Here is a 12,334-nt window from a genome sequence, read left to right on the forward strand (position 1 = left end):
GAGCCGCCTCTTCAGGGGGAGCCGCCTCTTCAGGGGGAGCCGCCTCTTCAGGGGGAGCCGCCTCTTCAGGGGGAGCCTCTACCTTCACTTCATCCGGAGCTGGAGGCCCCTGGAAAAAGACGGTTTTGCAGTTGGAACATTTCAGTTTGCGGCCCTTGGGGCCCAAAACGGCCTCATCCACCTCAAACTGTTTGTCACAATTGGTACACTGAACGATCACGTCCCACCCCGAATCCCAAAAAATCGGCCCATTTGAAATGCCATCCGAAGACCAGCCCTATTTTTCCCCACGGTAGATAAAATAAATCAAAAGTGTCGGTTTGACATCCCCACAAGTAACCTTTCTGAAACGATCATGAAAATCCCCAACGCTTCTTGAGATCCAACCCCCGTAAAGTTACCATGGGTCAGCTGGGGAAAGCCCCCCGTCCAAGAAGGGGATATACCTGAAAAATGATCCGCTTTCACAACGTTCACATGCGATACCCATCGGGCTACGAGGCGCTCAAGGGGGTCTCCTTTTCCCTGCGCCAGGGCTCGTTCCACTTTATCACCGGCCACTCCGGCGCCGGAAAAACCTCCGTGCTCAAGCTGATTTATCGGGCGGAACTCCCCTCTGAAGGCACGGTGGTGGTGGGAGGACGCAACGTCGAACAGCTGGATCGCTCCCAGGTGCCACAGCTCAGACGGGGCATCGGGGTGATTTTTCAGGACTATAAACTCCTCTACGACCGTTCGGTTTTTGAAAATGTCGCCTTGGCCATGGAAGTGGCTGGCCACGAACCGGGCAAAATTCCCGGTCAGGTGTTGCGTACCCTGGAATATGTCGGCCTCAAGGATCGCATCCACCAAAACCCCATCGCCCTCTCAGGGGGAGAGCAACAACGGGTCTCCATCGCCCGGGCCATCGTCAACCGCCCACCGCTGGTGATTGCCGACGAGCCCACCGGCAACCTGGACCGGGAGATGGCCCGCCACATTCTCTCCCTGTTTCAATCCCTGCATCAACAGGGCACCACCATCCTCCTGGTCACCCACGATCTGGATCTGGTGGAGGAGCTGGGCTATCCCAGCCTGGGAATGACCGACGGTATTCTGACCGACCCCGACGGCTTTCCCAGCCAGGGAACAGAGGGTATCAAACCCAAAAGCCGCGTCCCCAACACCACCACAGGGAAGGCACTGCGTTGATCAGAAACACCCCCAAAAGCAATAAGCGCAGTGCCACCCGGGTGAGCCGGAACAAACCCGTGCGCCAACGGGATCGGAGCCATATTCCCCGGGACAACCGCCCCCTCAACCGCCCCCGCCCGGCTGGCAGCTCCAAACCTTCGGAAACCCCGGCGGCGTTTAAACTGCGAGGCCGCGCCCTCAAACGGGCCTGGCGGCAATTTCACGAGGGCTCCCTCTCCCACTGGATCACCACCATGGTGATCGCCCTTTCCCTCACCATCTATGGTGTCTTTGCCCTGATTCTGGCCAATGCCAACACCGCTCTGGAGAGTTGGCAGGGGGAAAACATGGTCACGGTTTTTTTCCAGGAAAATCTACCCTCGGAGGGCATGATTGAAATCCAGGAAGCTCTCTCCCGGGAGCCCATGGTGGAAGGATTGACCCTGGTGCCCCCGGCTGAAGCGCTGGACCGCCTGAAAACCATGCTGGGAACCGAAGCCGGGCTGCTGGAGGATCTTGGGGAAAATCCCCTGCCCCACTCCCTGGAATTTCGCCTGGTGGGGGGCCATCACTCCGCTGCCCAGGCGCTCGCCAACCGTCTGGCTGAATTAAACGGGGTAGAAGCAGTCTCCTATGACCGGCAATGGGCCGACCGTCTCTCCTCCTTGATCCGGGTGTTTCGCTTTACCGGGCTGTGTCTTTCGTTTTTGCTGCTGTCGGCGGTGGCATTGATCATCTCCAACACCATCAAACTCACCATCATCGCCCGACGGGAAGAGGTCGAGGTGATGCGTTTTATGGGGGCTACGGACTCCTTCATCAAGACCCCCTTTATTTATGAAGGGATCATCCAGGGCTTTTTGGGGGGAGCCGGGGCCTTGGGGTTGACCTCCCTGCTCTATATCGGGGCCAAGGGGGCGGCGCTCGATCTGGGCCGCGCTTTTGGCACACAACTACACCTTCACCATCTGCCCATCACTCAATTCGGGATCATCCTGGGCCTCGGCGTACTCCTGGGGCTGACGGGTGCCATGATCTCGGTATCGCGCTTTTTGGAAGTATAGGAGAAAAAACCACCATGTCTGAAAACGAAGCGTTGCCCAGCGAGTTGACCTATACCAAAGAACACGAATGGACCCGGATGAAGGGGGGTGAAGTGGAAGTAGGCATCACCCGCTTTGCCGCTGATCAGCTGGGGGATGTGGTGTTTGTGGAGCTGCCGGAGGTGGGGACGACGGTCACGGCAGACACCCCCTTCGGGGTGGTGGAGTCGGTTAAATCGGTTTCGGATCTCTACGCCCCGGTTTCAGGCAAGGTGACCGCCACCAACGCCGAACTGGGCGACGCCCCGGAGCTGGTCAACGAAAGCCCCTATGGCACCGGCTGGATGCTCCGCATCAAACCCGACGATGCCACCGACCAAGGCAAGCTCCTCTCCGCCGAAGAGTATGACGCCCTCACCAAAGAGGATTGAGATTTCACCATATCCGGGACATCCTTGAGGTTCACCAAACCCAGGATGTCCCAAAATTTCTCATGAGCCTGATAATCCTAACAATAGACCTGGAGTCTGTTTAGTCAGATTTGTGAGCCCATGAATCAGTCATCAGTTTTCTCAGATTGCCGTTTCCAAGGTACAAAGCTGCAACCCAAAAACAGAACGAAAGCGGCAGGGATTGTCAGTATGATTCCCCATGCTGAAAACAAAAACAAAAGACCGGCAAGAATGCTAAAGTCAAGACCAATAAACGGTTCACAATAAACCCCTGTCCCCTCATTGCCTTTACAACCAAACAACTTAGACACACCTGCCAAAATCGGCCATGAAAGAACAGGAGATATCAGTAACAATATCGAAAAAATCCAACACTTTATTTTCGGTGATTTTGGAAACCGCATCACTCACCTGCCCGATACACCCTTTATTTATTTTAGCAACAAATTCTATAACCCGCTGAAATCCGACCAATTGATTCCCAGCTGACGAACAAGTGTGCGCAAGGTCCCAAGCTTTAAATCCTTACCTCCCCAATCCGGGATCGAAGTAATTTTGTCTGTTGCCGGGTTAAACCATTTTCGGTGAGACCCGCCACCCCGACGGGGTAGTTCCCGGCAACCCAGCGCTTTCAATTTCCGGATAACTTCGCGATAAATCACGCCACGGAAACCAACGCATCAAGTTGGAGGGGTTGTTCAACCTTGGTGGGTTGAATGGATGGTGGAAGAGGACGCCCCAAATCCTCGTAAGCCTCAATCACTGCCGCCAAAGCATCCTGGACGTTTTCCATCACTTCCTCGACAGTATCTCCTTCTGTGATCAACTCAGGAAGAAGCGGGCAGGTTACGGTAAATCCACCTTCAGGTTGAGGCTCCAAAACGATGGGAAGTTTGTAGATCATTTTTTACTCGCAATCGTTAGAGACGCACGATTTATGACAAAAATACCACAGCAGAACTCCTGATAACACTCATTTTTTTCTTGAACGCTATCAATTTTTTCATGTTTCCTACCCGGATCCCCACCAGCATCAAATCAACCCCATCAGATAGGCGATTGAAAAGGCCTGGAGCAGTATCACCCCCCCCAGGATGGAATAAATGATCATGTTTCGGTAGCTGGCCTCCTGATCGCTGGCGGCCAAAAGCTCGGAAAAATCGATCATCTCCTGTCTTAAATAGATCGACTCGATGGCGGTTTCCAGGTGGCGGGCGACTTTTTCCAGAAAGATTCGATCTCCCTCTTCGAAGGCAGCGCCCTCTTTTTTGTTGAGCACCAGGATCGCGCCAGCAGCCTGGGTGGCAGAAAAACTTTTGATGGGGACGCAAAGCTCATTGCGGGTGACAAATCCGGTTTTGGCGTCCACCTCCTTATGGATACCGGGTATCTGATCCATATTTTCCAGGAGCAGATATTCACTGCTCTCGATCACCTGGCCGACGATGGACTGTTTTTTGTTGACCTCTATATCCCCGGCATTCAATCCCGTACCGCTCTGCAACCAGACCGTATCATCCACGCTGTCGTTGATAAAAATCGAACAGCGCTCCACATTCAAAGCCTTGGGCACCATCTCCACGAACAGGTCCAGCAGCTCCTTGTTGCCCCGGGTGGACCAGGAGCGGCTCAAAATACGCTGCCTGAGTTTAAATTGATCCAGACGCTGATCAAACTCACCAGACTCTTTGGATTGGCCCTTCTTCTCCCCACCACAGCTATGGACAAAACGCCGGGGGGGACCATCGGAATCTTCCCGAACATGCACATTCATGCCGCTCTGATGGAAAAAAAGTGCCAGAGACTGAAAAAACTCCAGCTCCTCCTGGACCTTGGTCAGGGTGAGATGTTTATCCACATGGTGGCTCCCCTCCTGGCTGCGGTTGCGGCGACGCTCAAAGGTGACTTTGGCTGGGGGCAGCAAAAATTCAAAGACAAACTTATCCCGAAAATTGGTCGCCAGGGGAGAAGTGCCGGCTGGTGGCAGGGGAATGCGGAAAAAATCGATCTCCAGATAGGTGGATTCGTCCAGGGAGTCGGTATCGTAGACCGGCACAGCTTGGTCGTAGCCCAGAAAAGGCAAACCGAAATGGAGCTCCCGGGGGCGCATGTTCAGCGCCTGGGATTTCCACCATTCCGGGGAAGAGATATCCAGATAGCCCTCTTCAGGCCACCCCTTGACGCTCCGGATGATGGTGCTCTTGCCCGATCCCGGGGGGCCGGTCAGAATCAGCTTGCGCTTATCCATCTCCTTGGGAAAAAGCACCCCTTCAATCTCCTGGGTCTCACTGATCACGTGGGTTTCAAACCTGTCCATAGACTCTCTCCAGTTGGCTGTCACTGAGAGGATCATACACCATAAATGGTGCGGTTTCCGCCCTGACTGATGGCATGGAATGGAACAATTTGATGACAATCACCCTCTGGCCACACCCTCCCCACTTCCCCCAGCTCCATCCCGCCACTTTGAGCCCCCCTCCAGGCACCCGTCACCCGGCCTGGAAACAGAGGGGCCAGGGTTGCAGGCTTGGCGCAGATATGTTTTCTTGATGGGTTAAGAAGATGCAGGAGTGGATGGTTGGGACGGGGCTGAAAAAACGCTATGTCAGACTTTAAAAGAGGGAGATAATCGGTGAAGGCGATCATACTTGCGGCAGGTGTCGGCTCCAGGCTCAGACCCATTACCAGTGACAAACCCAAATGTCTGGTCAAAGTGGCGGGTCGGCCCATTCTCGACTATCAGATCGAGGCCTATCGCTCCGCTGGCATCACCGACATCATTATCATCGTCGGATATGAGGCCGAAAAGATCCGCCAGTACTGCAAACACATCAAAGATCTGCGCATCACCATCATCGAAAACAGCGTCTTCAGCTCCACCAACAACATGTATTCCCTTTATCTGGCCCGCACGGCCCTCAAAGGAGAAGGCTTTTTGCTCTCCAACGCCGATGTGGCGTTTGGCCCTGAAATCATGGCGCGCCTCATCGCAGGCCCTCCCAGCGCCATCGCCAGCCAACGGGACCACTATTCCGAAGAGTCCATGAAAATCACCGTGGACTCCGAAAACCAGATCACCGGAATCAGCAAAACCATCGATCCCCAGATGGCTTACGGGGTTTCCATCGACATCTACAAGTTTTCCCAAGAAGCCGCCGCCACCATGCTCGACCATGTGGTCAAAACCATCGAGGTGCGCAAAAATCTCAATGATTGGACCGAAGTGGCCATCCACAACATGCTCCAATCCGGACAGATGGTGATGGAGCCGGTGGATATCGGCAACCACCCCTGGTACGAAATTGACAATCATGAAGACCTGACAACGGCAGAAAAAATCTTTTCCGGCTATGTCAGTGGCCGGGAAAAACTGGTCTTTTTCGATCTGGACGGCACCATCTATCTGGGCAAGGATCTCATAACCGGTGCCCGGGAGATGCTCCAGCGACTGGAAGAAAAAGGGGTCAAATATTATTTCCTCACCAACAACTCTTCCAAATCCAAAAAGGATTATGCCAAGCGTCTCGACAATCTGGGCATTGGCGTTGAGGAGGAGCGGATTATTCTTTCCACCGACGGCTGCCTCGATTTTTTGGTCAAAAGCCAGGTCAAAGAGATCTTCATGGTGGGCACCCGCTCCATGGCAGAGATGTTCGAAGCCGCTGGCATCAACACCCGCTCTGAAAAACCGGAATATGTGGTGATCGGCTTTGATACTGAACTGACGTATGAAAAAGCCCGGCTCGCCACCCTCCACGCCAGCAAGGGGGTGGATCTCATCGCCACCCACTGTGATCTGGTCTGCCCCACCCCGGAAGGGATCATCCCGGATGCGGGAGCCATACTGAAATTTATCGAAACCGCCGCCGGGGTGAAGGCCACCCGTATTTTCGGCAAGCCCAACGTCGAAATGATCGCCCATATCTTGGAGCGGGAGGGGGTCTCCCTGGATGAGGCGGTGATTGTGGGCGACCGAATTTATACCGACATGGAGATGGCCAGGCGTGTAGGATGTAAGGGCATCATGGTGTTGAGCGGCGATACGGGGCTGGAAGCGTTGCAGGTGTGTGCTTCCTGCCCGGACCTGGTAGTCAAAAGCGTCGCAGAATTATTCCACTGATTTTATAGAAACTCAGGAGGATGGCATGGAGACGAATCCGGATAACCTTGGAGACCGAATTCGGGTCCTCGTGACGCCAACCCGGAGGCTTATAGGCTGGTTTTTGGCCTTGCTCCTCTTGCTACCCCCCTCCCTGGCCGCAGCCGACACCCTCAAAATCAGCGGTACCGGCTCAGCGATTCCCGCCATGGAGCAGATTGTCGCCGCCTTCCGGCAGGCCCATTCGGATCAACCGGTGCGCATTCTGACCCCCCCCATGGGCAGCAGCGGCTCCATCCGGGCGCTGCTGGGTGAGGCCCTCGATTTGGCCCTCTCTGCCCGCTCCTTGAAGGAAAATGAGCGCCAGGCAGGCCTCATCAGCACCCCCTATGCCCGCACCCCCTTTGTGGTGGCCGTCCATGAGAGCCTCCCCGTCTCCCATCTTTCCCTGGGAGAGTTAACGGATATCTATGCCGGAAAAACCCTCACCTGGCCCGATGGCAAACGGTTGCGCCTGGTGATGCGGCCTTCCAATGATTCCGACATTACGGTACTCAAATCCATCTCCCCAGAGATGAAAAAAGCCGTGGAAACAGCTCTCGCCAAGCCGGGGAAAGGGGTAGCCATCAATGATTTCGACAGCGTCGAGATGATCGAAAAGGTCCCCGGTGCCGTGGGCACAGCCACCCTGACCCTGATTGTCGCGCATAATCTCCCTTTGAAAGCCCTCGGCATCCATCACGCTTTTCCGACCATCAAAGCCCTCACAGCGGGAAACTATCCCTATTTCAAGACCTTTAACCTGGTCACCCGCTCCGATCCCTCTCCCGGGGTCAAACGTTTCCAGGAATTTTTACGTTCTCCACCAGCCCGGGAAATTCTGATTAAGGCGGGTAACCAGGCTCTTTTGCCCTAGGTCCGGGAGGGGGGCATGGAGATCAGATCCGTCATCAAGTGGTCCGCACTGCTCGGTGCGGGAATGATCTTTTTATTGTTGCCTACCGCTTATTTTTACTCTTCCTACCACCATCTTCAGGGCAAACTCGACGGAGAGGTTCATGCCCATGTCACGACCCTCAATGCGTTTATCGCCAGCCACCCGGAGACGTGGGAGTTTGAAGAGTTTCATCTGGTGGCGATCCTGGAGGCGTATCATCGACCCGGACGTCGTGTGGAAATCCACGACAATCAAAGCAGGCTGGTGGCCAGCCATTCCGATGACATTTCCCAACCCACTCTCTCCAAGCGGGCCGATCTCACCGACTATGGCCTACCGGTAGGTCAGGTCGTCATCACCGCTTCCTTAAGCGCACTCCTGCTTCACACCAGCTGGGTGGTGTTGGGATGCCTGGCGCTGGCGCTATTGATTTTTTATCCCCTGCACGTGCTGCCATTGCGAGCCTTGGATGGTGCTCTCAACTCCCTGCGTCAGGAAAAAGAGCGGGCTCAGGTGACCCTCCACTCCATTGGCGATGCTGTGATCACCACGGATAAAAACAGCCTCATCGAAAACCTCAATCCCATCGCCTCTGAACTCACCGGCTGGAATCAGTCGGATGCGATCGGCAAACCGGTGATGGAGGTGTTCAACATCATTCGGGAGGATGACCGACTGCCGGTGGAAAACCCGGTCAAAACCTGTCTGGACAAAGAGTCGATCATTGGCTTGGCCAGCAACACCCTGTTGATCAATCGCTCTGGGGTGGAAACGCCCATTGATGATTCCGTAGCCCCTATCCGCACCTCTGACGGGGCATTCATCGGTGCCATTTTGGTTTTTCGGGATGTTTCCGAGCGTCGCCAGGCCGAGAGCGCTCTCCATCAGGCTCGGGAGGAGGCCATCGCTGCCAACGAAGCCAAAAGCGTTTTTCTCGCCACCATGAGCCATGAAATCCGCACCCCTTTGAATGCCATCATCGGCATGGGGGATCTTCTTGGAGAAGGCACCCTTCACCCGGAGCAGGCCCACTATGTCACCATCATCAACCGCTCGGGTCGGGCGCTGCTTTCGTTGATCAATGATATTCTCGATCTTTCCAAAATCGAAGCCGGGCAGCTGGAGCTATATGTTTCGGCGTTCAATCTCAGGGAAATGATCGAAAACACCCTCTCCATTCTGGAGGGACGGGCTAAGGAAAAAGGTCTTCTTCTCACCCAGCGTATTTCCCATGAGGTTCCCAGAAGCGTGGTGGGGGATCAGCAGCGATTGCGGCAAGTTTTGATCAATCTCTTGGGCAACGCCATCAAGTTTACCGGCCAGGGGGTGGTGAAACTCCTGGTAGAGCGGGAAAACAGCCAGGGTGGAGATATTCTTTTTTCGGTGATGGATACCGGACCCGGCATTCCCGAAGAGCGCCTGGATTCGATCTTCGAGCCTTTCACCCAGGTGGATGCCTCGGTGACCCGGCGCTTTGGCGGCACCGGCCTGGGGCTTGCCATCTCCCAACAGTTGGTGAGCAAGATGGGGGGGCGAATCTGGGTGGAGAGCGAGGTTGGCAAGGGGAGTGTTTTCCGTTTTTCAGTGGATCTACCCTGGTCGGAAAAACAGCAAGAGCCGGACAAACAGTCGGAGCGCCGCGCCCAGATACGATCCGGTGAAGAGTCCCTCGACAGCCAGGAGCCCAAGTCGATCCTTCTGGTGGACGATGCTGAAGACAATCTTTTTTTGATTCAGGCCTATCTGAAAAAAACCGGTCATCACCTACAGATGGCGGAAAATGGCCTGGAAGCCCTGGAAAAATTTAAAGCGGCCAAGCCCCCTTTCGATCTGGTTTTGATGGATATCCAGATGCCGGTGATGGATGGCTATGAGTCCACCCTCAAGATGCGCGCCTGGGAGGCGGAATCAGGTATGCAGCCCACCCCCATCATCGCCTTGAGTGCCCATGCCATGAAGGAGGTCACTGATCGGGTCAAGGTGGCTGGCTGTGATATCCACTTGGTGAAGCCCATTCAGAAAAAACGGCTTTTGGGGGTGATCGACCATTTTACCAAGTAATTCCTATAGCAATTCGAATCAAGAATTGGACATATGCCGTCACACTTTTGCTGTCATTCCCGCGAAGGCGGGAACCCAGAGTGTCTGGCACGAACCTTTCCAAATCTTGCTTCACTTTCAGCAAAACACCGGCCTTTCTTGAAGATTTGGTTTTTCCTTGAGGGCAATCATCAGCTCCCTGGATCCCCGCCTTCGCGGGGATGACGAGTCTGGGAAGGGTGTCCAATTTTGAGATAGAACTGCTATACTCCTCTGGCAACTCCTCCTGTCTGAAAAGCCAAGTCAACACCTTGGGGCTTTGCCCCAAACCCCACCAGGGGAATGATTCCCCTGGACCCGCATACCAAAAAACACCCTTTAATTTCAAAAACGTATGGCGATTGTTTGACAGGCCTGTGCGGATCTCCTTATCCTATCCCCCAGGTTAGGTTAATGGATCGTCTTTCAGGTAAGGAATAGGGCCACCATGTCAGATCACCCCTCCCACCCCCAAATCGTCAAACGCCTCAAACGCGCTTCCGGTCACTTGAATCGGGTCATCCAGATGATCGAATCGGGGGAGCCCTGCGCCGATGTCTCCCAGCAATTCCACGCCGTGGTCAACGCCCTCACCAACGCCAAGCGGAGCTTTGTCCAGGACCACATCGAAAACTGCATCCAGGAAGGATTGCAACAGGAGGGGGCCGAAGTGCAAAAGCTGCTGGAAGAGTTGAAGGATATCTCCAAATATCTGTAACAGACTGAATAAAATCACTTTTCCTCTCTGAGATGGCCAATTCAGGCGGGCAGAAGCGAAAGAAAACCAGCGGAGTCACGTCATATGGAATCCTTTTCCGAATTAATCCAGCAGGGAGCCGGGCAGGCTTGGTGGTTTTTGCCCACGGCAGTGGTGCTGGGGGCGCTCCACGGTCTGGAGCCGGGGCACTCCAAAACCATGATGGCCGCCTTCATCATCGCCGTGCGCGGCACCGTCTCCCAGGCCATATTGCTGGGCCTGTCCGCCGCTTTTTCCCATGTGGTCATCGTCTGGGTGCTGGCCATCGCAGCACTCACCCTGGGGGATGAATATATCGCCGAAACCTCCGAGCCCTACCTTTTTTTTGCTTCAGGAGTGATCATTGTGCTCATGGCATTATGGATGGGATGGCGCACCCTGGTGGATTTGAAAGCGGCCCGGGAGAGCACCAACCACCGCCATCACGCTGATGGGAATGATCATTGCAAGACACCCCACACCCCTCACCACGACCACGGTGAGGGCTACGGAAAAGAAAAAAAGGGCCACAGCCACGGACACCTCAAGGCCTCCGACTTTGCAACCGAAGAGGAGTACCAGGATGCCCACGAAAGAGCCCACACCCGGGAAATCCAGGAACGCTTTACCAACCGCCGGGTCACTACCGGTCAGATCGTGCTCTTTGGCCTGACCGGTGGATTGCTCCCCTGTACGGCATCGGTAACGGTGCTTTTGGTCTGTCTGCAGCTGGATGAAATCGTGCTGGGAATCGCCATGGTCGCCGCCTTCAGCCTGGGGTTGGCCATCGCCATGGTGGGGGTGGGCGTTGCTGCGGCCTGGGGATCGGGGCAAGCCACCGCCCGGTTTAAAAATTTCGACCAGATCGCCCGCAAGCTCCCCCTGCTCTCCAGCGTCGTCATCGCTATTGTCGGCGTCATCATGAGCATCAGTGGCTGGATGCATCTGCCGTAAGCAAAATACGTTTCCGATTGACTTTGCATGCGAATGAGAATTATTATCAGTCAGTAAATCCTGACCCGTCTGTCAACTTCATCTGGTGAGAATCGCCAATGGATGCCCGTCTCGACTATTTCAAACCAACCGTAGAGAACACCCCTGAGCAAATGCCAGTGGTGGCCCCTACCCCCATATCACCCATTCCAGCTCCGGCCCTCGCCAGAAAAAAAGCACCTCCCGCCCGCAAGCCAGCCGTCAAACGGCGCGTGGGTAAAGAGGTGGTCAAATCAGGCATGGCAGCCTCCCTGGCCGTGACCATGCTCACCGGCATGAAAATCATGCGCCCCATGAGCCTCCACCCGGTGGCAAGCTGGATCTTCGTGGGATTGACCGTGGCACACACCCTGCTCTACGAAATCCCCAACAAACGCGCCAATAAACGCTAAAACCCATGCCCCGTTGATTGACCAGGGGCCTGTTTTAAAAAAAAACGCCGAAAAAACGCCGAAAAAACGCCGAAAAAATGTAGGATGTGGTGAGCAACGCGAACCGCATCAATCAAAACAGATGCGCTATCTAATCTGAAAAAATGTAGGATGTGGTGAGCAACGCGAACCGCATCAATCAAAGCGAATACGCTATCTTAATCTGGAACAGACGTAAGAAGAAAAAAAGAAATAAGAAGAAGAAAAGTCAAAACCGTGGGGGCTCGCCCCCACACCCCCGGGGGGTTGTAAATCAAAAGATTAAAAGATTAAAAGATTAAAAGATTAAAAGATTAAAAGATTAAATTCAAAATCAAAATCAAAAGACAGACCTTGGGGGGAAAGAATTCCCCCCAAATCCCCCCATCTTTTTTTTTAATAGTATAAAGTC

The 12,334-nt window shown here is 54.4% G+C and carries 13 protein-coding genes; 9 read left to right on the plus strand and 4 right to left on the minus strand.

Annotated elements, in window-relative coordinates; translation table 11 throughout:
* Positions 1 to 220 (minus strand): zinc-ribbon domain-containing protein (locus HQL52_18415; protein MBF0371418.1); only part of this gene is annotated, 220 nt, incomplete at its 3' end.
* 233 nt (positions 221 to 453) lie between these two features.
* On the opposite strand from HQL52_18415, the gene ftsE reads away from it, so the two are divergent.
* The 3 genes from ftsE to gcvH are packed head-to-tail and all read left to right on the plus strand — an operon-like array spanning position 454 to position 2,647.
* The gene (gene ftsE, locus HQL52_18420; protein ID MBF0371419.1) at positions 454 to 1,191 is read left to right on the plus strand and encodes a cell division ATP-binding protein FtsE; all 738 of its coding nucleotides are present in this window, start codon (positions 454 to 456) and stop codon (positions 1,189 to 1,191) included.
* Positions 1,188 to 2,237 carry an ABC transporter permease gene (locus tag HQL52_18425; protein ID MBF0371420.1) on the plus strand — a complete coding sequence of 350 codons (1,050 nt, stop codon included), beginning with the start codon at positions 1,188 to 1,190 and terminating at the stop codon, positions 2,235 to 2,237. The genes ftsE and HQL52_18425 overlap by 4 nt, the downstream gene beginning before the upstream one ends.
* A 14-nt stretch (positions 2,238 to 2,251) precedes the next feature.
* Positions 2,252 to 2,647 carry a glycine cleavage system protein GcvH gene (gene gcvH, locus HQL52_18430; GenBank protein ID MBF0371421.1) on the plus strand — a complete coding sequence of 132 codons (396 nt, stop codon included), beginning with the start codon at positions 2,252 to 2,254 and terminating at the stop codon, positions 2,645 to 2,647.
* A 470-nt stretch (positions 2,648 to 3,117) separates the two neighbouring features.
* Here the strand turns inward: gcvH and HQL52_18435 are convergent, their stop codons facing one another.
* From HQL52_18435 to HQL52_18445, 3 genes are all read right to left on the minus strand, one after another.
* Entirely contained in the window at positions 3,118 to 3,330 is a 213-nt protein-coding gene (locus tag HQL52_18435; protein ID MBF0371422.1) for a type II toxin-antitoxin system HicA family toxin, read from the minus strand.
* The gene (locus HQL52_18440) at positions 3,327 to 3,572 is read right to left on the minus strand and encodes a type II toxin-antitoxin system HicB family antitoxin (GenBank protein ID MBF0371423.1); all 246 of its coding nucleotides are present in this window, start codon (positions 3,570 to 3,572) and stop codon (positions 3,327 to 3,329) included. The genes HQL52_18435 and HQL52_18440 overlap by 4 nt, the downstream gene beginning before the upstream one ends.
* A 129-nt stretch (positions 3,573 to 3,701) precedes the next feature.
* On the minus strand, positions 3,702 to 4,985 hold the full coding sequence (locus HQL52_18445) for a GAF domain-containing protein (protein ID MBF0371424.1): 1,284 nt from the start codon (positions 4,983 to 4,985) through the stop codon (positions 3,702 to 3,704).
* A gap of 315 nt (positions 4,986 to 5,300) precedes the next feature.
* Here HQL52_18445 and HQL52_18450 point away from each other — a divergent pair, with 315 nt between their 5' ends.
* From HQL52_18450 to HQL52_18475, 6 genes are all read left to right on the plus strand, one after another.
* Positions 5,301 to 6,788, plus strand: a complete 1,488-nt coding sequence (locus tag HQL52_18450) for an HAD-IIA family hydrolase (protein ID MBF0371425.1) — start codon at positions 5,301 to 5,303, stop codon at positions 6,786 to 6,788.
* Between the two features lie 25 nt (positions 6,789 to 6,813).
* A complete protein-coding gene (locus HQL52_18455; GenBank protein ID MBF0371426.1) occupies positions 6,814 to 7,683 on the plus strand; it encodes a substrate-binding domain-containing protein in 870 nt (289 codons plus the stop codon).
* Between the two features lie 15 nt (positions 7,684 to 7,698).
* Positions 7,699 to 9,765, plus strand: coding sequence for a response regulator (locus HQL52_18460; GenBank protein MBF0371427.1), 2,067 nt, complete (start codon positions 7,699 to 7,701; stop codon positions 9,763 to 9,765).
* A gap of 466 nt (positions 9,766 to 10,231) precedes the next feature.
* A complete protein-coding gene (locus HQL52_18465) occupies positions 10,232 to 10,501 on the plus strand; it encodes a metal-sensing transcriptional repressor (GenBank protein MBF0371428.1) in 270 nt (89 codons plus the stop codon).
* An 84-nt stretch (positions 10,502 to 10,585) separates the two neighbouring features.
* Positions 10,586 to 11,473, plus strand: a complete 888-nt coding sequence (gene rcnA, locus HQL52_18470) for a nickel/cobalt efflux transporter RcnA (protein MBF0371429.1) — start codon at positions 10,586 to 10,588, stop codon at positions 11,471 to 11,473.
* 98 nt (positions 11,474 to 11,571) lie between these two features.
* Positions 11,572 to 11,904, plus strand: a complete 333-nt coding sequence (locus HQL52_18475; GenBank protein MBF0371430.1) for a hypothetical protein — start codon at positions 11,572 to 11,574, stop codon at positions 11,902 to 11,904.
* Positions 11,905 to 12,334: the final 430 nt, after the last annotated feature.

This window comes from Magnetococcales bacterium, from assembly GCA_015232395.1.
Classification (GTDB): domain Bacteria; phylum Pseudomonadota; class Magnetococcia; order Magnetococcales; family JADFZT01; genus JADFZT01.

Excerpts from the sequence above, each read along its gene's own strand:
- ftsE (MBF0371419.1), top strand. The coding sequence starts at position 454 with ATGATCCGCTTTCACAACGTTCACATGCGATACCCATCGGGCTACGAG.
- gcvH (MBF0371421.1), top strand. The coding sequence starts at position 2,252 with ATGTCTGAAAACGAAGCGTTGCCCAGCGAGTTGACCTATACCAAAGAA.
- HQL52_18440 (MBF0371423.1), bottom strand. The coding sequence starts at position 3,572 with ATGATCTACAAACTTCCCATCGTTTTGGAGCCTCAACCTGAAGGTGGA.
- HQL52_18445 (MBF0371424.1), bottom strand. The coding sequence starts at position 4,985 with ATGGACAGGTTTGAAACCCACGTGATCAGTGAGACCCAGGAGATTGAA.
- HQL52_18455 (MBF0371426.1), top strand. The coding sequence starts at position 6,814 with ATGGAGACGAATCCGGATAACCTTGGAGACCGAATTCGGGTCCTCGTG.
- HQL52_18460 (MBF0371427.1), top strand. The coding sequence starts at position 7,699 with ATGGAGATCAGATCCGTCATCAAGTGGTCCGCACTGCTCGGTGCGGGA.
- HQL52_18465 (MBF0371428.1), top strand. The coding sequence starts at position 10,232 with ATGTCAGATCACCCCTCCCACCCCCAAATCGTCAAACGCCTCAAACGC.
- rcnA (MBF0371429.1), top strand. The coding sequence starts at position 10,586 with ATGGAATCCTTTTCCGAATTAATCCAGCAGGGAGCCGGGCAGGCTTGG.
- HQL52_18475 (MBF0371430.1), top strand. The coding sequence starts at position 11,572 with ATGGATGCCCGTCTCGACTATTTCAAACCAACCGTAGAGAACACCCCT.